Here is a 21,499-nt window from a genome sequence, read left to right on the forward strand (position 1 = left end):
GACGGGGGATAGCGAAAATGAGTTTGATTAGATGCACGAATGGTCACATGTTTAGTTCAAGAAGACATAGAAATGTTTGTCCATATTGCAATGTAATGGTGGAACAGGAGCAAAGACCAAGCGGTCAGCAAGTAGCTGTAGCTGAGGTAGATGATAAAACAATGCCATATCTCGGAGAAATGGATGGCATTGATCCGGTAACGGGATGGTTAGTTTGTATTGAAGGGCCACAAATGGGGCGAGACTATCGTATTTTATCGGAAAAAAACTTTATTGGTAGAGCAGAAGATATGCACATTCGCATTGTTGGAGATAACTCGATTTCTCAGCGAAACCATGCAGTCATTGTTTATGATCCTAAAAAAAGAAACTTTTATCTACTTCCAGGAGATGCATCAGGCTTAGCTTATCTTAATAATGAAGCGGTTTATACGCCAACAGAGCTTGCCGCGTATGATGTTATTCAGTTAGGCAGAAGTATGTTTCTTTTTATTCCCTTATGTGGTGTTCATTTTGAATGGGAAAACAACAACAGTGAGGAATGATGACAAATGGATCCGAAACTACTGCCATACATAATTTCGCTTATTTTTATCGTTGTACTCGTTGCCTTATTAATCATTCGAAACATGCTTGCGCAACAAAATGAAAAAAACAAAATAGAAATCGGAAATGGACAAACGATTGGCAGACGTGATGAGCAAGATGATTATTTCTCTACAGCTGAAACGAATAATGGAACAATTGCTGTCCTGGCAGATGGTATTAGTGGTTTAGCCAACGGTAGGATGGCAAGCACAGTTGCTGTCAATACATTTATAGAAGAATTCAAAAAGCTTAGCGGTCTAAATACGCTAGAAAAATTTTTTAAGGAGGCCGCTTTTGCAAGTAATCATATGATTGTCGAAAATTTAAATGGCTCGAATGGAGGGACTACATTAGTGGCAGCCGTTATTGATGATAACGGATTTCTTCACTGGGGAGCCGTTGGAGATAGTGTCATAACTATTTTTCGAAATGGAGAATTCAAGGCAATCAATCAAAAGCATATTTTTGAATCAGTGTTAACTGAGCGATATATATCTGGTGAAATATCTCAGCTTGAGGTGCAGGAAAATCCTTTGAAAAAGAGACTTATCAATTATTTAGGGTATGAAGGCTTTAAAAATATGGATATAGGAAAAAGTCCGATCCAGCTAAATAGAGGAGACAAGGTATGTCTATTTAGTGATGGAGTCTATGATACTTTAACAGAGGTTGAAATGGAGAAAATTCTTTCTCAGCAAGCGACTCCCTATGATATTGCTCAAGACATTATTAAGGCCGTTGAACAAAAACGCTTAAAAAATCAAGATAATGCAACCATCGTTATTTTAGAAAAAACATGGTAATCATTTTACTTGTCGTCTTTAAATGAGTCAGTAAATAAGGAGGAGTAATCATGAGAAAGGAAAATAGCAACTTTAAAACAAGCTTTTTATCCGAAGCGGGCTCATTTTTGCAAAATAAAGATTACTTTGCCTATACAGAGCTGGACGATGTAGCCTGCTGGGTAGCTATAAAAGGGTTAGATTCTGATCAGGAAATAAGTAGTGCAGAGCTTGCTGTGAAGGCAATTTTAGAAAAATTTATGGAAAAGCCATCCATGTCTAGAAGAAGCATTAAAAAATATTTGAAAAATGCGCAAGACATACTTCAAGCTCAAAGCTTAAGGGTAAGATTGAAGGCTAGTATTGTCATGGTCGTCTCAGATTACTCTAAGATGATTGTGGCAGTTGCCGGAAATTCGAGGCTGTATCATTTCCGGAATGGTACTTTAACGTATAAAAGCACGGATCAAAGCTTAGCGCAAGAGATCGTCAATACTAGGAATCGTTCGCTCGATATTAGCCAGCATGAGGAAAGAACCAATTTATTAAATTATCTTGGGAAACCAAAAGATTTTCAGCCTTTTGTTTCGAAGAAAATGAAATTAATGGATGACGATGTACTAGTGCTTTGTACAGCTGGCTTTTGGGAAGATGTCAATGAAATTGAAATGGCCGATGCGTTGGAAGAAGCAAAGGAGCCTGAACAATACATTGATTTATTAGAAGAGATACTGTTAAGTAGGCAAAAGAAAGTCGTCAATAATTACACAATCGCAGCTATATTTGCGAACAAGGTTTATCAGGAAACCAATAAGAAAAAAATGAAATACATCAAAATGATTGCAGCTGCATTAGTGCTAGCTTTGGTCGTAGGTGGAGGCACGATTTTTTATCAGGTGAAGCAAGCTAAAAAAATGGCTGAATTAACCGTAGAGATGAAAGATCATGAAAAGAGCGGAAACCAGTATTTTCAAGATGGAACTTATGATAAGGCACTGTTGGAATATAGTGAGGGCAGAAATGCGGCGAAAAAATTGAAGGATCCAATACATAGAAATTTACTAGCTAAAAAATTAAGGGTTACCGATTTGATTATCAACGGAGATAAAGCAGCGGAAGAAGGTAAATTTAACGATGCGCTTGAGCAATATGAAAAGGCTAAAAAAGAAGGAAAGCTTATTAAAGACTTTGGGAAAGAAGTAGTTGAACAAAGAATCGCCAATATGGATACTATTGTACAAATTGCTGAAGCTGTAAAAGATGGAGATTTCCGATTCGAGGCAGAGGATTACAATGGGGCTCTTGAAACGTATCAAAAGGCAAGAAAAAAAGCCCTGACAATTGCCTATACGGGCGAACCTGAAATAAAGACAAAAATAGAAGATACAGAGGCTAAAATTGCTGAATTGAAAAAGGCCCAAAAGGAATTAAAGGCTGAAGGCTTAGAAAAAAGCGGAGATCAGAGCTATGCACGTCAAGAGTTTGGGAAAGCGATTGAATATTATACACTTGCACAGGAAATTTATCAGGAGACAGAGCTGCTGTCGAAGGTTTTAGGTCTTGAGCGAAAGGTTATGAATGCCAATGATAAATTGAATCCACCTCCTCAACCGCAAACTGCTGATAATGCAGCGCCGCCTAGGAATGAAGGGACAGCTGCCGGTGAGCCATCTAATGCTGAAGTGATGAAAGAGGGAAAATAAATTGATGAAAGAGCTCATGATTGAACGGTTACGCAAAATAGAGGATTTAGAGCAACGTCAACTGCTAAAGGATATTGTCAGTGGCGTTTTTGTAAATTTAATCGATTATCAGAATGACATGAACAATAGGCTCGAGGAGCGCATATTCAACGAAATGGATGATGTTGAGAATAGGTTTGATATTTACGTGACCCTAAGTTCTAAGGAGGATGTTGACCCTATTCATGAATGCTTATTCCCGATGCGGCCAGCTGATTTAGAAAGTAAATCTATCAATATAAAAAAAATGCTGGAAGCGTTTAAAAACAAGGAATCTGCAGAACTGTTCACATTATTTCTAGAATGTGATTCCATGCAAATTCAACAGTTACTTGCAAAGCAGCGACTCTTTAGTGGAAAGCTCGTAACGACAAATGGACAAGTAGAAATAAAGGTCAGCCTTACCCAAAATATGGACTATTTACAAGAGATGAACAAGCTATATCCGCTTTTCCAAATAAATGGCCTACCATGGAAAACGATTAATCATCCATTCGTTTATAAATTTTTTAATATCAATTTAGTAGATTGCCCACCTTTAGATGAGAATGCTGAAATTACTGAAATAATTGTTGATTTAGAAGAGTATGAGGACAAAAAACGCCTAAATATGGTTCCGTTATGGAATATTGAACGTCATGAGGTCAAAAATGTCGGTTTTCCCATCCCTGCAATTGATAAGGTGAATTATGAGCATGTCCTTTCCATACGTAAAATCGGCAATGAGCATGGCTATCTTGTTGAGGCCGATGAGGAAAATGTTCGTTACGTTAAACGCTCAGACAATGAATTAACAATTGTCTCACCCCGCGATAAGTCGGGGGTTTGGCAGTTAATTAAAATTGCAAAAATGGCAGATGAGAAAATTGGGAAATTACATTATGAGCTTGTATCAAATAGAAGAATTGAGCATTTTATACACAAATTTGCTAACAAGTATACGGCTACTGTTAAAACGAAGGGCGAAATTACACGTATGATTAATTCCTTCGAGGCTGCTAACAGCTTTGAGCTTGTTGATATCGAAATAGTGGACGCCTATTCTGGAACAAGCTTTACTCATTCTGTGAACACTTTCTTAACGGAAATGATAGGAGAAAATAATCATAAAAAAACGATGCTACTAAAGTTTAAGGCGAATGAGGAGAGAAGCTTTATTGCAAACGATATTTTAAGCTTCCTCGTATCAGAAGTACAACGACATTTCTTCGAATATGAATGTGTAGGTGTTTGGCTATGAACTATATTTGGGATTTGCTTATTAAAGCTGAGGATGAAGGTCTTTCTAAAAAGGATATATATTTTCATCTTGCCGAAGCCTATTCACCATATATGGAGCTTAGTCCACAACTATTAAATGCACAGTATGTTGAACAGCATGTTGAAGTAAATCCGTATTATCGTTATTACGGCATTTTTAATGGTCTGTTCCATCCAGATAATTCTTCCGATTTAGAGTTTAGAAATTATCTTTTAGATACCGTATTGCATTTTTTAGCTGAAATTGATCGTATGCAAGGCATGAATAAAAGAGAGTTTTATATTCGTTTTATTTTAAGAGAAATCGAAGCGAATGTATGTGGAAAATTGGTACGCGACAATATGCATGCCTTTACGAAAAAGGAGCAAGAAATAGTTGCACTAAATATGCTCAGACTTTATCAGACAGGTGAAGAAATTTACTTATTAAAGGATACGCTAAAAAGGCTCTTTAAAAATTGCATGATTTATGTGAAATCGGAGGAGCAGGATGAGCTGCTTTTATATATCCGTCAAAAGCAGACAGAACAGAATGAGCGAAAGGTCCGGCTTGTCCAAGAAATTTTCCTGCCAATAGGCTTTCATATGGAGGTTTATTGGCAATATCACTTCGGCATTATTGATGCAGAGGAAACGATGAAGCTAGATCGAATAGCTCTTTACTAAATAGGGCAGAGGAGGCATTCCAATGACAACTAAATATTCATATAAGCTGTATGCCAATAAGCGTAATACAGACAAGAAATATATGACCTATACACGAGTAGAATTAATGGAAATGACAACCTTCCAGCTTAGAAATATTTGCTATAAGGAAAAGCTTGTGACAGGGCTTATTAATACACTGACAAGAGATGAGTTAATCGACAAGATTTTAAGATATCGTGGCTCTGAAGAAAACCCTCTTATTAGGGAAAAAAAGGATGGTGGCTTTGAACGAGTAGAAGCGGCCATGCAAGAGTATTTAAAAACACCGATGTCTGACAATGGTGATATTAAAATTCCTGCCAAAATGAGCTTATATAGTGGGATGAAAATCGATAAACCCGATCAGTATTTCGTTGAAACAGGCGGTTTTCTTGTAGAATCCAATGTACTACTAGTCAATGAGCAGCTAGATCTTTGCGGCATTCTTAATATCCTTAAAGACGACGAAGTCCCAAATCAATATTATTTCGCAGCTGATCAAGCAATTGGTATTCGGAAGACAAATAATAAAAACTACAGCTTTATTTTTTTAAGAAAGCAAGATTCCGAATATATCTTTAAGACTTACTATCAGGAAACCCCACTTCCGCCAACAAATCTTCATTACTATAAGGTGCCAATACCAGATTTAGAAATAAAACAGCTGGAAACAACTAATGCTATTCTTGCTATTGATTTCGGAACAACAAATACAACGGCCGGTGTCTATTTAGAGAGTGATTATGTGTCCTCTCCTTGTAGTCATGATTTATTAAATAACAGAATTCAGCTAAATAGCATTAATTTTGTACAATTTCCAGATCCACTTCATCAAAACGAATGGATTGAAGTAGTGCCGACAGTCATGACTGTAGCAGATTGCTCCAATGCAGATCAAGTAGGCTATCACTTTGGTTATGAAGCATTAAAAATGATGAAAAAAAATAGCTATACATCATTGGCTACGAAATTCCAAGGTATTAAACGCTGGGTTAGTAATTATGCCAAGCTGGAAGAGGTGATGGATGCTAACGGGAATACGGCACTTGTTCCACGGAGCCAAATTATAAGAGAGTTTATGCTTTATATTATTCGAATGGCAGAGCATCAATTTAAATGTCGCTTCAAGCATTTACATATTTCCAGTCCTGTTAAGCTGAAAACACAATTTTTAGATATGTTTCGTGCGATTTTACCTGAATATCAAATTGAAACGGAGCATGCTCTCGATGAAGGAATGTCGGTTCTTTATAATACGATTGCCAATCAAATAGAAAATAATAGTTTTCTCGATGGCAAGGAATATAAAGCACTCGTGATCGATTGTGGTGGCGGAACAACAGACCTTTCTTCCTGTAAGTTTCGGATAGAGGACGGACATATTTCTTACAAAATTGATATTCATACTACCTATGAAAACGGGGATACGAATTTTGGAGGCAACAATATTACGTATCGTATTTTCCAATTTATGAAAATCGTCTTTGCCAATTATTATAGTCGAGGAAAGAGTGATTATGATATCGATGCATTAATCGATATTCCAGGTAAGGATATTTATCGATTTGTAGACGATCATGGTGTGGAAGCAGTGTACGAGCAATTCGAAAAAGCCTTTGTAGACGCCGAAAATATTATCCCTACACGCTTTAAAGAATATGAAAATCGCACACGTGATGAATACCTACGTGTCCGCAATAATTATTATTTCTTATGGGAAATGGCAGAAGAGATGAAGAAGGAGTTTTTCCGCAAAACAGGTATATTAAGAAGTCGTTTCTACGCGGATAGTGATATGCAACACGATAGTGATTTAAATGTCACAGCAGTAGACCGCTGGTGCCTGTCGTTAGTAGAAAATAATCAATTTAAAGAAGTTTATGACTTCCCAAATGTCTTTTTCAATATTAAAGAAATCAATCATCTTATAAAGGCGGATATTTATGATATCGTGCGAGAGTTTTTAGAGGAATTTTATGAGAATGGCATACTGAGTGACTATTCCATCATTAAATTAACGGGACAATCCTGTAAAATAGACGCATTTCGCGAGGCTTTAAAGGAATTTGTACCAGGACGCAGCATTGAATTTAGACAAAAGGCTGAAAACATTGGGAAGGTTCCAGAGTTAAAGCTTGCTTGTTTAAGGGGAGCACTTCGTTATTTAAATGCTAAGAAAATCGGCATGATCGAAACAGAAGTGACGAATCATGCGCCAGTTGTCCCTTATGCTGTCAGTGCCTTTACACATAATCGTCAGGAAAAATTACTCATTAGTAGCTTAGAAAGACTGAATCAAATTCACGGTACGATTTCTCGCCCATGGGGTGTAAAAGAAGTTGAGTTTTTCCTAACGGGTAGTGACAATCACACATCGTATAAATACACGTACTTTAATCGTCAGGAGGAATATGTGCCTGTTCTTTATGAGAATATCGCGATGCATTATCAAGATAAAATCCCACAGGACGAGACGGACTCCATCACGAATGGAGAAGTAAAGTTCTTCGTCTTTGCAGGCGAAGATCATTGGGGCTTCCATGTAGTTCCTGTAGCAAGGAAAGACGAGCAGCTGTTTATCGGTAGCAAGGAATTCTTTGCCTTTGAGACCGATTTGTCTGAGCTAGATTTCTTTGATGGATTAAAGTAAAGAAGCCTCCGGCGGATGTCATGGAATCAGCTTTGTATAACACAAAGCCGATTCTGGACGCATTGTTTGTCTGCGCGACAACGGTAAATGTATTCTGTAGCGAAAGCGAACGACAGTAGCAAATCTTTTCTGCGCGAAAGCAAAGCGACAGCGGCAATGACGCCGAGGCATCATTGATCAGTGAAAAACAAGAAAAGAGGTGGGTGACAGCTTGTTTGCCAATCAATATCCACATTTTCAAAAAGGCCGCATTTTAAAGCGAGAAATGCTAGAAAATTTGCGAGATTACCCAAGAGAATTTTTAGATTTATATTTCCAAGATTATTCGAATGGTATTATTTCCGGTGCCAGAATTATTGTAGCAGATACAAGCCTTATCATTACAAAAGGCATTATCAAGCATAATGGAAAGCTTTATATGCTGCATAGTAGCTATGAGCTTCCTTATGAAGCAACAGGAAGTGAAACAATTTTAAAAGTACGATTTGCCGAAGAAGTGAATGAATTAGATTTTAGAAACTTCACGACAGAGATTGTGCTAGATGATTCGCTAGAGCTTGCACATAATGAGCTAGAGTTAGCGCGCTTTAAATTAAAATCAGGTGCCAAACTGCGTTCAGAGTATATTGATTTTCTTGATTTTGCGACAGAATACAATACGGTCAATTATCTTCACTGCCAGTATGCAGGTTTTCAAAAAAGCACATATCATCCAATCATTTTGCACTATTTTGCACGAGAGCTGTTAAAAAATCGGCCAGTGAATCCGTATGATATAGCCTTTGCTTTAGAGTGCTTAAATCAAGAGCGCGTTCAACGAGAAGCAATTGATTTCTATATTTGCAATCGGCTAGAGCTTGATTACCAAACATTTTCTAATAGTCAAATTCATAAATACTTGAACCGTATTTTATTAGAATCAAAACGCGGTGGTCGTATGACAGGGCACAGTCAAGGGCGACCTAAGCGCATGATTGTTGACTAGCTACTGGTCTGCTGATAAAAACGTTCATGAAACGGAAGGTGAATGGGTTGAAATTTTTAGATGAAAAAATTATTGCTCTTAGAAATGAAATGCGAGAGCAAGAACAACATGAATTAGCTCAAAAGCAAGCTGCTTTAAAAGAGGAGCAAGCGCCGCCTGAGGAGCCTATACAGGAGGAACAGTCTGAGCTAGAAGCAATTGACCTTTACCAGGATTTTGTCAATATAAATGAGCAGGAAGTGCCGGTCATTGATCAGCGTGTGATGGATGGAAAAATTTCGTTCCGAATGCCGAAGCTCTTTTCGATCATGCCAGCTGAGTTAGCCTCATTAAAATACCCGTCAGAGCGCAGACCAAATATTATTTATACGGATGAATCATCTACTATCAATTTAGCCTTCAACAAGACATCACATTCCTTACCTGATGAAGGTGTAGCTGAGTTTCAGGAAAATATGATTGACGTTCTTGAGCAAGCTCAGCCTGCAGCACAATGGTTTGATACAGATGTGATCAAAATAGATGACAAAACAGTTGGCTTTATTGAGGTCATGACACCTGCTATTGATGGCGAGATTTTTAATTTAATGTTCTTTGTATCGATTGATGGGAAAGCGCTTATCGGTACGTTCAATTGTACGGAGGAGGATACTGAGACTTGGCGTCCTATCGCTAGAGCGATGATGGAAACGATGCAATTCGCTTCTAACGGAAGGGGAGGCGTATTACGATGAGTGGATTAGTAACTGCCTATCACAATATACAAATATTGCCGTTTAAGCTAGTGAGCGTTCAAGATCTTACACTCACAAAGAAAATGAATGAGCACACAACTTTACACTTCACGGGCATTGTACCTGAGGAAGTTCGAGATCAGTACGTGGAAATGACAGAGGTTTATTCATCCATCGAAGTGAATCAACTCGATCATTTAGGTGCACCTACCCCTTTATTTAAGGGGGTTATATTAGGCGTCAAGATACATGCGGTTAGAGGGATATACTACATGGAAGTCGAAGCTGCCTCCAACACCTACTTCCTTGATATTCAGAAGAAAAATCGCTCCTATCAAGATAAAGAGCTAACCTATTCATCTCTATTCAAGCTCATGAGTCCTTATTATCCTGGTCTCGATGTCATCGATGAGGCTACTAAGGGAGGGAAATTAGGCAAGTTTACTCTACAGTACCGAGAAACCGATTGGGAATTTTTAAAACGCCTTGCCTCCCGCTATAACACTGGACTAGTTCCTGCTGCTACTTTTGATAAGCCAAAGTTCCATTTTGGTGTCCCTGTTGGTCATGCAAAAGGAAAGCTAGAAGACTATCATTATACCACAAGAAAAAAACTAGCAGATTATCTTCTCTATACATATAACGGTAATCAAGGTATGGGAGAGCATGACTTTTTATACTATGAAGTGGAAACCGATAAGGTACTTGCTATAGGAGACTACGTAACATTTCATGAGCAAACACTCTATGTTTGTGAGGCCTCTACGTCGATGAAGGATGGCTTACTTAAGCATTGTTATACACTTTCAACGAAGAATGGTATGAACAAGAGTGAAATATTCAACGATGAAATTTCTGGTGTCTCTATTGAAGGTAAAGTGTTGGAAGTTGCCAAGGATCATATTAAGGTCCATCTAACTATTGATGAAAAACAGGATAAAGGTAAAGCGCATTGGTTCCTTTATGCAACACCTTATACAGCTGAGGGGCATAGTGGCTGGTATTGTATGCCTGAAGTGAACGACTTTGTTCATGTGTATTTCCCTTCGCATCGAGAAGAAGAGGGAATTGCTAGCAGCTCGATTCGAAAAAATTTAAACAGTACCGCGACTAATAAGCTAGATGATCCTTCGACGAAATATTATAGAACAGCCTTTGGCAAAGAAATTAAGATGAGCCCAACAGAAATTGTCATTACAGCACAGGATAACGATATTTTTATCCGTTTAAATGAAGCGAGCGGTATTGAAATTTTTAGTAAAAAGGAAATTAAGCTTATTTCCGAGGCAGACATTTCAGTCAATGCAAGCAAGAAAATTCTGTTGTCTGCAGAGGAGGAAATTTCATTAAAATGCAAAGAAAGTAAAATAACGATGGATGGCAGTGTGCAAATTTTCGGGAAAGAAGTAAAGGCCAATTAGAAAGAAGGAGACACAGATGCAAGCAGAGGGAGTTTTACAGCATTTTTATGAAACAGAAGTAGAGAAAAGACGGTTGACCCATCTCTTGGCATTAGAGGATTTTTTCCAAGCCTCAAAAGAGGAGCTTGCAGAGGAATTTAGAAAATCCTTTCAAATCATTTGTCAGCAGCTACAGCAGCAACAATCCCTTCAACAGAAAGGACCAATTGGACATATTACGTTTTCCATGCTGCGCACAGAACTACTGGAGGGACGCCATCACTATCTAGTAGAGGGGACAGATGAGGATTGGTTCTTTGACGTCCGACCTATTTTAACGACCTATGATGCAAGCTGGGCTCTAAGCTTTTTAGAGCAATTCGTTGAAGAATTATATGTATACAGCAAAACGTTCATGGGAGCTATTTCCCAAGCGGATATTGAGCACATCAAGCTAAAGGAAGCGACTCATTTTCATCAATATGTTATTAGCCTTGCTAGATATGCATTACCAGACATTATTAGATGTCCAGAATATTTAGCACTTGATCGGGATGATGCTGTAGAAATTCGTATAGGCGAATTTATGGACATCAATGAAGTTGTCTATAGTGAGGACTTCTCCTCGAAGGATATTGAAGAAATCAAAGCTTGGCTGGCTCAAAAATTAGAGGATGAATATTCGTATGAAGTATTTAGCAAATTAAATCTAGCTGGTGGCAACTATGAAAACTTAGATATTCGATATGCCTTTTTCCAGAAAACGAATTTAGCACAGAGCCAAATGCGTAATTGCTTACTCATTGGCGCCAATCTTAGGAATAGTAAGCTAATGGACGTTGATTTAAGCTTCAGCACGATTCATGAGGCTGATTTTAGCAATAGTCAATTGCAAGGTGCTAACTTCCAACAAACTCAGGGAGCAAGCGGACTAACTAATCGACAGAAGTGGGAAATGCCCGGCTATCTCCCAGTGAACTTTACTGGTGCTAATTTAGAGGATGCTGATTTTGAGCTAGCTAATTTACGAGGTGCTTGCTTTATCGGGGCTAACGTCAAGAATGCTTATTTCGAAGGAGCTAATTTAGAAAAAGCTGTGTTCTCGAAGGAAGCACGGGAGCATCTGAAGCTAGATCCATTCCAAATAGCGAGTGTCATTTGGAAATAGATGTCGTGAAAAGGAGAAACAAGATGAACTATTTTATTCTATCTCAGGATGAGCGTATCTCGAATGCTGTAGAACCAGTTGGACTATCAAAAATTATTAAAAAAGAACTATTAACAGTGGAAAGAATGGAGGAGCTAGAGGAGCTAGATCGTCAATTTCCTGTATTAGATAAAAGTGAAAATGACTATATCGATTTTATCGAAAAGCCAATTGCTCTTTTAGCTGATCCAGTAAAGCAGCTAGTAGAAAAATATGAGCCACGCCTACCGTTTAAACCAGTTGTTCTCGTGGATATGCCGAAATTAAAACAGACGTTATATTGGCTTTCCATTCCTCCAAAAGTGGCCTGTCTTTCAGCACAAACCGAATTTCATCTAGATGGAACGCTAAAAAAGCTCGTTATTGATGAGACTTTAGCCGCACCATACACTTTCTTTCAAATTGAAGGAATAAAAGAGGATTATATCATTGTCAATATTGAGCTCGCAGAAAGTATATTGCGCCGTTCGTTTCGAGGTATTCGATTACGCAAAGTGCAAACGGAAGGCAAATGGAACGAGATCCTTCAAGCTTAGAAAACTAGTAATACATAGAGTAGGAGAGCATTAACATGAAAAAAAGGTGGGCAACGGCAGCTTTCGCAGCAATAGTACTAGCGGGTTGTGGGTCAGGCGAAGCTGAAAAAGATGAGAAAAAAGAGCCAGTAGCTGAACAGAGTAGTGCAGTTAAAGTTGATATGAGTAAAGAGAATTTGGCTAAAAGCTTTAAAGAAGGCACATTCAAGGCAGATGTCATGGCAATGGGTCTTACAAAAGACTTAAACGAGAAAGTGGAAAAAATTACAGCAGCGATGCAGGCTTCTCTCGCAAAAAATAAAGAGTGGCATTTAGAAACATTAGCCGGTCTAGCTAAAGGTGAGAAGTTTCCCTATGATGAAAAATTAGGCATTACAGAAGACGAATATAAGTTTTTCCTAGAGCTTGATCAGCATATGAGGCTTGGAAAAATTGGTGAAAGCGACATTACCATTACAAAAGAGAATGATCAGTTAACGATACAAAATCCAACAGCTACAATCGTTAAGAATTTTAAAATTAGTACAGATGGAAAAACACTACATAGCGAATTAGGTGACCTAACATATAAAAATAAGATTGAAGCGTCTGACGAGCAAAAAGTTACAGGCAGGTGGAACGGTCTTACCTATCGTATGGGAGGAAAAGATACAATGCAGGTTTTACAAATTTCAATTGGTCAGCTAGAGGAAAGCAAAAAGAAAATTATCTATACAAAGTCATTTGGCGAAAGTCAAGAAATGCAAGAGGAAATAATAATTTTCTAAAGTCATAAAGTTTTAAATTGATGTTTAGGCATTCGCGCTTCGCTATAAAGGATTCTTAGCAGGAAAATAGTAAAGTGTTTTTCTCGTTTTCGAGTGTGCAAAGTGAATGTACTTTTCTTATAGAAAGGGTGATTTCCAATGGCAGATGCAATGCAGACAAAAGGCGATGAGCAGCGCAGTTATGTAGTTGCTGGCGCCCAATTATCATGCTCACAGGGCGACCAAACAAGCATTTTAAAGATGCCAGTAAGCCATGGCGTGTATACAAAAAACAAGGCACAGATGAACACAATGGATTATAAACCCAATTTTAACATCCAGCCCTTTGGTTTATGTCAAACATTATCAAATCCTACAGTGGCAGCAGCAACAGCGGCTAATAATGGTGTTTTGAAACCGATGCCCTGTACTCCAGTGGTTACGATGCCATGGATTAATGGAAAATCTGATCAGTTGATTGAGCGTTTTCCCGCACTTACCAATCAATCTACGAATATGTGCCTATATTGCGGGACGATAAAGGTAGAAGATGATGGTCAAGAATAAGCCATCATCCCTGAGGAAAGAAGGGTATTCATGTGAACACGTATGAGGAAGTAATTGGATACGGAGAGCTAGAGCTTGTATCCCCCTATGAGGTTCAGACGTTGCATGATCTCAGCTTGACCCAAACTGTGAATGACCATGCAAGGTTATCAATTACGGGATTTATCCCGGAGGAGAAGAAAGATCGCTGTATGCAGATTGCCAGCAGTTCAGATCAAATAGAGCTCTATGAAAAGCGCAATGGACAGCGTGTACGGCCGCTTTTTAAAGGGCAAGTATCCGAAGTGGCAGTTCGTATGGTGAGAGGCGTGTACCAAATTGAGCTAGAAGCGGTGTCATCTACATTTACCTTGGATTGTAAAGGCAAAGCTCGCTCTTTCCAGCATGACAAGATGACGTATAATGCCATGCTCAAGCAAGTACTTGCTAACTATCCAGGTGCAGATGTTATTGATACTGCATCGAAATCTACTCCTCTAAAGCAATTTATATTACAATATAGAGAGACTGACTGGCAATTTCTAAAGCGCATGGCCTCTCATTTTCGAACAGTACTCGTACCAGCAGTAGATGCCGATAAACCTAAGCTATGGTTCGGTCTGCCGGAAGGTCGATTAGAAAAACTGTCAGCTACTAGCTATACAATCACCAAGGATCGCTCCAAGTATTTACATACGCTGCAAAATGACATTGAGCGACCAATAGAGGAGCGGGATACAGTATCCTATGTAATCGAGTCCAAAAAAACATTAGCACTCGGTGACCGTGTCCAGATCCAAAACAAGAAGCTAGTTGTGGCCAAATCCATAGCACGCATGCAACAAGGTGTCCTTACATATGAATATCATTTACTGCCCGAGTCAGGCATTCATCGAGAAAGACTAAACATTCCTTACCTGTCAGGCATAGCAATTGAGGGTAAGGTATTAGAGGTTAAGAAGGATCAAGTCCGCCTACACCTATCCATTGATGAAGCACAAAAAAAGGAAGAAGCCACCTGGTTCTCACTTGCTACGCCGTATACAGCAGAAGGACATAGCGGCTTTTACAGCCCACCAGAGGAAGGCGATAGCGTTCACCTTGCATTCCCGACGCATCGGGAGGAAGCAGCCGTTGTTCGTCACAGTGTACGAAAGAGCGGCGACTCCAACCCAAAAACAGCCGATCCGAGAACGTCCTACTGGGGCACACCAAAAGGCATGGACATCAAGCTAGACCCCCAATCGGTGACTTTTACCGCACAGGAAGGCGCCGTTTTCCTAAAGCTTGATCAGGGAAGCGGAGTAGAAGTACATAGTAAGCATCCGCTTACACTAAAAGCCAATGATACAATCACCTTTGCAGGGAAAAGCATTTCCATGAGTGCTACAGAATCCATGCATTTAACCTGTGGCTCCAGCAGTCTCGTTCTTGACGGCAACACCGATATGCAGGGGCAGATTGTGACAATGGAAGGCTCGAACAAAGCACCCGTGTCCATGTCCAATGCACCAGAAGACGGAGCAGACCTTGAATCTGCCCTAGACGTCATGGGCAGTATCCCTGTTGGTGGGGGTGGCGCTTAATGGCGAAGAAGGGGAAAAGTAAGAGTATAGGTTTTTTTGGAGCGATAGGCAGCCTCCTTGGCTGTATTCCCGCTGTTAGGAATGTTAAAAAAGCAATAGGAAAGGCCTTCAAAAAGAAAATCAAAAAGGCGAAAAATAAATTAAAATTAAAGAATCTCTTCAAAAGGCTTAAGAAGAACTTTAAGAAGAAGAGAGGAAAGGTTTTTACAAAGGCCAGGAAGCTTAAAAATAAATTATCCAAGAGAAAATTGTCCAAGATTTTTAAAAAGGCTGTGAAAAAAGCAGTACTTGCACAGAAAAAAGTTGATAAAAGGGCTACTACAAAGGGCGGAAAGGCTTCGAAAGCTGCTGTCAAACAAGTCAAAAAGTATGAAAAGGCCCAAAATCTTAAACTAGTTTCTATGGGGTTGAATTGTGTTCCTATTTTTGGAAATATCAAAGCCTTATATGAAATGGGCACGGGAAAAGACTTAATTACTGGGCAAACTAAACAAACTGGGAAAAAAATCATAGATGAAGCAGAACTGGAGAAATACTTAAAAGACCGACAGTCCGTATCAAACCGAAATAGAAATTCAGTGAATGCCGGAGAGCCGATAACAACACTTGAAGACTTACGTAAAGTCTTAAGTGCTCCTTCAACAGTAAATCCAGATGGTCTAGCTCCATATGCAGTAATAGGTGCCAATATAGCTTACGCTTTGGTATTGGAGGATCTTGTCAAATACGGAAATCCAAACTCTACGTTTCGAGAACAAAATGAAGCACTCCTTTCACTCCTCAGTCCTTTTGGTAAGGCTGGAAAAGCAAAAAAAGGTGTGGAAACCTTGGAGGATTTAGAAAAAGGTCTTGAAGCAGCTTATGATCTCGCCAATAAAACAAAAAAGGTGAAGGAAGTACAACATACTCAGAAAGAAATAGAGCAACTTGAAGAGTATTTGAAGAAGATTGATAAGGGTACGGGTAAAGTTGATTTGACTAAAACAACTAACCCTGAAGATTTCTTAGATGAAGTAATGAAGCGACAAGGGCTAGATGAATTACCTGGAAGATTCAAAGAAAAGTGGGTTGATGGTGATTATAAATACGAGATAAGAGCTCACGAAGCTGAAACTCAGTATGGAAAATCGGGAAGTATTTATAGAGTGGGGAGACAGAAGCCTGGTAACGGAACAGAATATATGGATTCTAATGGGAAATGGCACCATGAAAGTACATTAAAGGAAACGCATAAAGATGGGCGGCCGAACCCTTTATTTAATGAAGAGGCTGCAAGAGATACGCATATTCAGTTAAATAGATAAGGAAGTGATAATATTGAGTGAACAAAGATTTTTTATGAATGAAAATGAAGTACTTCAAGTAATAACGCGAATCAATGAATATGCTTCTCAAGAGCTATGGATGGATTTTGATGTTGCTTTATCAAATGGATGGGATTTAACAATTATAGGTCGGTTGGATAATACCACAAAGAAGGTTAATATTGAGATTAATTTTGAGCAAGTCCACTTTGTTTCTCTGCCTTTTGGTTGGAAAACAGATACATCATATCCCGTAATTAGATTAGCTACTGAGGAAGAAATAGAGAATTTAACAGATAAATTTGAAGTGGATAAAGGTAATTATATTTTTAAGTTCATTGCTGAAGGTTTCGATAGTGAAAAATATTACTTTGTTGGAGCGAAAAAAATCTCCTGTCTATTGCTTGATAAGCAGACTAATGAGTTAAAATAACATATCAAGTTTAATCTGGAAGATTTATTGAACAATAAGAACAGGGATAGCGAGAAAAGAACGAAAATTGGGCGAGACCTTTTAAATGGAAAGGGTAGTATAAATATGGAATAACAAACAAACTAACGAGAATGACAAAGCTCGTGGTGATAAACAAGGAAATAATAGTTTTTTAATTGTATACAGTAAAAGATATCCTTGAATTTGAATTAATAACTCATGAAGGCTAGACCATCAAGGAGTGCTATTTTAACAATAAAGCAATAAGAGCGAGAATAGGCGAGATGACAATTTGTTTACAAGGACCACTGTATGGGTGGCATAAGCAACAAACATACGAGATTAAACAAGCTAAAGGGTTTAAACGTTACACTTGCCATGTGGTAAAAAAGATGTCATACTGTCAATACTAAAATAACTTATAAAACTTGCAAATATTAATAAACTTATAAAATTTATAAACTTAAAGCACTTGATTGTCTATAACAGGCGACAAGTGCTTTTTTTGCATGTTTAGTTACGTAAATTGAAAAGATTATGATTATTAATTAATGTACTAAGTGTTAAATTTTAAACAAGTACGAAAATACAAGGAGAAGAACAGGCGATGGAAATAGAGGTTTCGATAGATAAGTTTGTAATAGATTATAAGGATGTACCACATTCAGCATTTTTACGTGTTTATATGGTGGGAGTGCAGAAATATAAAGTGAAAGTGAAGATATATGGTGGAACATATAGCTATGAATTGCACATACGGAAAAGTGATAATGTATACATTCATATATATTTGCGGGCATTGCGCCTGTTTACTTTGGTTTTGGTGGGAAAGGAAGGGAACAAAAAAGCAAGCAGGGAAATCGGGCGCTACACGCTTTATTTTACAACTTAGCCGTACAGCAAGTACAAGTGGCAAAAGGAAGTAAGCTGCCAAGGAACCCAGTATTCCATGCATACTATCAACGGAAACTAAAAGAAGGTAAAACAAAGGGACAAGCATTGGTTTGTATCATGAGAACGCTTGTAAACATTATTTACGGCATGATGAAGCACAAAACAACCTATAAATTGCCGATAATAAAGGAGGAAGAAGTAGTTTAATAAGGTTTAAGATAGATTGTTTTTTTATTAGCGGATTTTAAGATTACAACATAGGGTATGGATAAAGGTGGTATACCAAAAGGTTTTGAAAAGCAAGCTAAATCAGCAAATGATATTAGTAAAAAAGCCAATGAAGGAAAAATTAAATATGCAAGTAACTATCATGGTAGACTTGGAAAAGAAAAAGAATTGGAAATATTATCGAATCCTGATTCGGTTTATGTTGCAGGTAATAATTCACAGAACCTAATTTATATGAAGGGAGGAAATGTAGTAATAGTTGAAAGCAAAGGCAGTTCAAAAGGAAATACAATTACAAGTTATGGACCTGATGGAGCAAGAGGAGAAAGTGGTGCTGCAATCTTTGGTGGTAAGCCTACAGACCCAGGAAAGCCCGTCACACATGACGCAATTGTAAATGGATCTATTCCAACTCCAAGTGGGGGGACCATGCCACCTGCTACGCAAATATTACCATGAAAACATGAAAATAAATATTAATAATAAACAAATTATAAGTAACACCGATGTAAGATGGTACTTATCGAGTCAAATTATATGGATTGGTAAAGAGAAAAATTATGACGAAATTGAAAAATTAAAAAATAAAAGTTATGGAAGTTTTGAATGGCTGTGGTCTGATTCAGATACTATATTATTTAATAAGGAAGATTTGAATTTTATAGGAGCAGTAATAAAGTTAAACGAACCAATAATAGTAAAAATGGGGAAAATGGATAAAGTCTTATTAGAAGAAAGAGAGGGGAACATCAAAATAAGTGAGGAAAGGAATTTCGAATGTAATTTATCGGATTTTACCGAGTACTATATTGAAGAGGATAATTTACTATCCTATTCTGAAAAATGGGACAGAGCAAACCTTTCCATTGAAGTAAAGATAACCTCAGACTTTTCTGTTCTTTTACAGAATAATGAGATGGTGGGAATTTTGATTTATAATGCTAGTAATCATTTAATACCAGATGTAGTTTACCAAGTTGATGCAAATGAAAATATTGATTCGAACTTATGTATAAAGCTAGGTAGATTTTTTGAATTAATTGAAAAAATCGATAACGATGATTTAACTCAACATGAAGAATTAGAATTAAAAAAAGCATTTTTAGAAATTTACGAAGAAGTATTGCCCTATAATGAACTAAGTTATGTTGCATTAAAAGACACTATAGTAAATGTAGTTGACTATTTGTAGGATTGGAAAAATTACCATTATACTCTATTGGATGGGCTATAAGTCCTTGTATTTGAATTAATAACTCATGAAGGCTAGGCCATCAAGAGGTGCTATTTTAACAATAAAGCAATAAGAGCGAGAATAGGCGAGATGACATTTTACTTACAAGGGACCACTTATGGATGTCTTAGGGACGAAACACACGAGATTAAACAAATTATAGGGTTTAAACGTTATACTTGCCATGTGATAAAAAAGATGTCATACTGTCAATACTAAAATAACTTATAAAACTTGTAAATATTAATAAACTTAGAAAATATATAAACTTAAAGCACTTGATTGTCTATAACAGGCGACAAGTGCTTTTTGCATGTTTAAATCCGTAAATTGAAAAGATTACGATTATTTAATTAGTGTACTAAGTGTTAAATTTTATACAAGTACTAGCATACAAGGGGAAGAACAGGCGATGGAAATAGAGGTTTCGATAGATAAGTTTGTAATAGATTATAAGGATGTACCACATTCGACATTTTTACGTGTTTATATGGTGGGAATGCAGAAATATAAAGTGAAAATGAAGATATATAGTGGAACATATAGCTATGAATTGCACATATGGAAAAGTGACGATGTATACATTCATATATATTTTAAAAACTTTAGAGAAACAGAAGGACACTTACATACCCTAAGGATTGAAACAAGGCCAGAGCATTACTCACATTTCAGAGAAATACTAGAGATGATAGGGAAGCGGGCAAGCCGAGTAGAATTCGTGAGCTGTGATGTAGCGTATGATATACAAACGGGGTTAGAAAATATATTTGATAGAAAACTAGATAAATTAACTATTGGAAACGTTGCTGTAGCTTTAAAAAGGCTTTTCAAGCGCATAGTCAAATCCATTCCTCTGATAGCTTGGGTAGTAACTTAGGAGATTTTACTTATTCAAAAGAATCAAAGTCGTTTGAAACCTATGTTGAAGATAGATTTCCTCGTCTTAATGATACTGAGCAAGATACTTGAAGATATTTCTGCTCAGATAAAAGATCCTAATGTTTCTGGTAAAATAGATTTATTTACAGAACTGGATGCCTGTCAAAGTTGTACGAATTTAATTATGGAATTTAGACGTAAGTTTCCCAATATTGAGCTTAATGTTTATCCCGAAAATATGAGATAAGGACTGATAATATGAACATGACAAGCTATGAAAGAATAACAAATTCTATAATGTTGGACTTTGAGGAATATATTGAAGAAGAGGGATTAAATGTTGCGCAGGTTTCAGCGAAAATTTTAGAAGAAGATTGGAGAAGAGTAAATGTTAGTTTGTTTACTAAAACATTATATTTTGTTTCTATTGCAATAGAGAGTTTGAAATATAAAGAAATTGCTGATTTTATATATTCTAAACTGGATAGTTATCTTGAAAACATTAAATTTGAAGAACATATAGATAAAAATGACATCGAAAAGCTGTACACTCAAATTTGTAAAAAGTTAATTGATAATAAAGATGAATATAAAATCAGGAACACAAGCGATTCTACTAAAGCAGGAGTAGATTACATCTTAAGATTGAAAGTTGATTAATTTTAGTGCTGAATAGGTGGTTGCTACGATTAAATTTTGTAGGGGTTACCCAGTGCCGTATGAATTCATCATTCAATCAATAACACATAACCATGTAATACCCGTATAAAGAATTCATTATTGTACATCAGTGCTTTAATCTTATAATCTATATAAAGCTATTCCATTATATTAAATAAGTGATTATAGTCAGAACTATGATTGACCTGTTTTTTATCCTCGTTTTCTCGCAATTTTAGAAATCGATCGCAACTTTCTGATAGACTAAAGCAACTCATATAGAATTAGAATGAGGTGTAAAAATGGAATTTGGAGAAGTAAAACAAGTTGTTCAAGAAATTAATGATTTTATTAAAAATAGTATGTGGTTTGATTTTGAAATAAAACAATATATTGATGATGAACTGTGTATATA

General features: G+C 37.2%; 22 protein-coding genes and 1 pseudogene. All 23 read left to right on the forward strand.

Going from position 1 to position 21,499, the window contains the following annotated elements; all coding sequences use genetic code 11:
- Positions 1-17: 17 nt before the first annotated feature.
- The 23 genes and pseudogenes from PVA17_RS16575 (at position 18) to PVA17_RS16685 (ending at position 21,084) form a co-directional block, all read left to right on the forward strand.
- Entirely contained in the window at positions 18-545 is a 528-nt protein-coding gene (locus PVA17_RS16575) for an FHA domain-containing protein (protein ID WP_142507236.1), read from the forward strand.
- Positions 546-551: 6 nt separating this feature from the next.
- Entirely contained in the window at positions 552-1,391 is an 840-nt protein-coding gene (locus PVA17_RS16580; RefSeq protein ID WP_132356717.1) for a PP2C family protein-serine/threonine phosphatase, read from the forward strand.
- A 50-nt stretch (positions 1,392-1,441) separates the two neighbouring features.
- Positions 1,442-3,073, forward strand: a complete 1,632-nt coding sequence (locus PVA17_RS16585) for a serine/threonine protein phosphatase (RefSeq protein ID WP_274068312.1) — start codon at positions 1,442-1,444, stop codon at positions 3,071-3,073.
- 4 nt (positions 3,074-3,077) lie between these two features.
- A complete protein-coding gene (locus tag PVA17_RS16590; protein ID WP_274068328.1) occupies positions 3,078-4,352 on the forward strand; it encodes a normocyte-binding protein in 1,275 nt (424 codons plus the stop codon).
- On the forward strand, positions 4,343-5,038 hold the full coding sequence (locus tag PVA17_RS16595) for an iron-dependent peroxidase (RefSeq protein WP_274068313.1): 696 nt from the start codon (positions 4,343-4,345) through the stop codon (positions 5,036-5,038). Before PVA17_RS16590 ends, PVA17_RS16595 begins: the two co-directional genes overlap by 10 nt.
- A gap of 22 nt (positions 5,039-5,060) precedes the next feature.
- On the forward strand, positions 5,061-7,709 hold the full coding sequence (locus PVA17_RS16600; protein WP_274068314.1) for an acetate and sugar kinases/Hsc70/actin family protein: 2,649 nt from the start codon (positions 5,061-5,063) through the stop codon (positions 7,707-7,709).
- Positions 7,710-7,920: 211 nt separating this feature from the next.
- Positions 7,921-8,694 (forward strand): DNA and RNA helicase, encoded by a 774-nt coding sequence (locus PVA17_RS16605; RefSeq protein ID WP_132356714.1) that lies wholly within the window; start codon positions 7,921-7,923, stop codon positions 8,692-8,694.
- A gap of 38 nt (positions 8,695-8,732) precedes the next feature.
- Positions 8,733-9,428 (forward strand): hypothetical protein, encoded by a 696-nt coding sequence (locus PVA17_RS16610; RefSeq protein ID WP_274068315.1) that lies wholly within the window; start codon positions 8,733-8,735, stop codon positions 9,426-9,428.
- Positions 9,425-10,849, forward strand: a complete 1,425-nt coding sequence (locus tag PVA17_RS16615; protein WP_274068316.1) for a hypothetical protein — start codon at positions 9,425-9,427, stop codon at positions 10,847-10,849. Before PVA17_RS16610 ends, PVA17_RS16615 begins: the two co-directional genes overlap by 4 nt.
- A 16-nt stretch (positions 10,850-10,865) precedes the next feature.
- Positions 10,866-11,996 (forward strand): pentapeptide repeat-containing protein, encoded by a 1,131-nt coding sequence (locus PVA17_RS16620; RefSeq protein WP_274068317.1) that lies wholly within the window; start codon positions 10,866-10,868, stop codon positions 11,994-11,996.
- 23 nt (positions 11,997-12,019) lie between these two features.
- The gene (locus PVA17_RS16625; RefSeq protein ID WP_274068318.1) at positions 12,020-12,571 is read left to right on the forward strand and encodes a serine protease; all 552 of its coding nucleotides are present in this window, start codon (positions 12,020-12,022) and stop codon (positions 12,569-12,571) included.
- 35 nt (positions 12,572-12,606) lie between these two features.
- Positions 12,607-13,338 (forward strand): hypothetical protein, encoded by a 732-nt coding sequence (locus PVA17_RS16630; protein WP_274068319.1) that lies wholly within the window; start codon positions 12,607-12,609, stop codon positions 13,336-13,338.
- 138 nt (positions 13,339-13,476) lie between these two features.
- Positions 13,477-13,884: a DUF4280 domain-containing protein gene (locus tag PVA17_RS16635; RefSeq protein WP_274068320.1), complete on the forward strand. Its 408-nt coding sequence runs from the start codon at positions 13,477-13,479 to the stop codon at positions 13,882-13,884.
- A 32-nt stretch (positions 13,885-13,916) separates the two neighbouring features.
- Entirely contained in the window at positions 13,917-15,449 is a 1,533-nt protein-coding gene (locus PVA17_RS16640) for a contractile injection system protein, VgrG/Pvc8 family (RefSeq protein WP_274068321.1), read from the forward strand.
- Positions 15,449-16,753: a pre-toxin TG domain-containing protein gene (locus PVA17_RS16645; RefSeq protein ID WP_274068322.1), complete on the forward strand. Its 1,305-nt coding sequence runs from the start codon at positions 15,449-15,451 to the stop codon at positions 16,751-16,753. Before PVA17_RS16640 ends, PVA17_RS16645 begins: the two co-directional genes overlap by 1 nt.
- 13 nt (positions 16,754-16,766) lie before the next feature.
- Complete coding sequence (locus tag PVA17_RS16650) at positions 16,767-17,186, forward strand: hypothetical protein (RefSeq protein WP_248716456.1); 420 nt, start codon at positions 16,767-16,769, stop codon at positions 17,184-17,186.
- 607 nt (positions 17,187-17,793) lie between these two features.
- Positions 17,794-18,078, forward strand: coding sequence for a hypothetical protein (locus PVA17_RS16655; RefSeq protein WP_274068323.1), 285 nt, complete (start codon positions 17,794-17,796; stop codon positions 18,076-18,078).
- Positions 17,976-18,287: pseudogene (locus PVA17_RS16660) on the forward strand (IS110 family RNA-guided transposase); the annotation flags it as partial. The gene PVA17_RS16655 and the pseudogene PVA17_RS16660, both read left to right, overlap by 103 nt.
- Positions 18,288-18,344: 57 nt before the next feature.
- Positions 18,345-18,767 (forward strand): hypothetical protein, encoded by a 423-nt coding sequence (locus tag PVA17_RS16665; protein ID WP_274068324.1) that lies wholly within the window; start codon positions 18,345-18,347, stop codon positions 18,765-18,767.
- Entirely contained in the window at positions 18,706-19,500 is a 795-nt protein-coding gene (locus PVA17_RS16670; protein WP_274068325.1) for a hypothetical protein, read from the forward strand. Before PVA17_RS16665 ends, PVA17_RS16670 begins: the two co-directional genes overlap by 62 nt.
- A gap of 454 nt (positions 19,501-19,954) precedes the next feature.
- A complete protein-coding gene (locus PVA17_RS16675) occupies positions 19,955-20,422 on the forward strand; it encodes a hypothetical protein (protein ID WP_274068326.1) in 468 nt (155 codons plus the stop codon).
- Positions 20,423-20,491: 69 nt separating this feature from the next.
- Positions 20,492-20,671: a deaminase domain-containing protein gene (locus tag PVA17_RS16680; RefSeq protein ID WP_274068329.1), complete on the forward strand. Its 180-nt coding sequence runs from the start codon at positions 20,492-20,494 to the stop codon at positions 20,669-20,671.
- 11 nt (positions 20,672-20,682) lie between these two features.
- Positions 20,683-21,084 (forward strand): hypothetical protein, encoded by a 402-nt coding sequence (locus PVA17_RS16685; RefSeq protein ID WP_274068327.1) that lies wholly within the window; start codon positions 20,683-20,685, stop codon positions 21,082-21,084.
- The last annotated feature ends 415 nt before the right edge of the window (positions 21,085-21,499 follow it).

Origin of the sequence: Lysinibacillus sp. CNPSo 3705 (genome assembly GCF_028674935.1) — a bacterium.
Classification (GTDB): domain Bacteria; phylum Bacillota; class Bacilli; order Bacillales_A; family Planococcaceae; genus Lysinibacillus.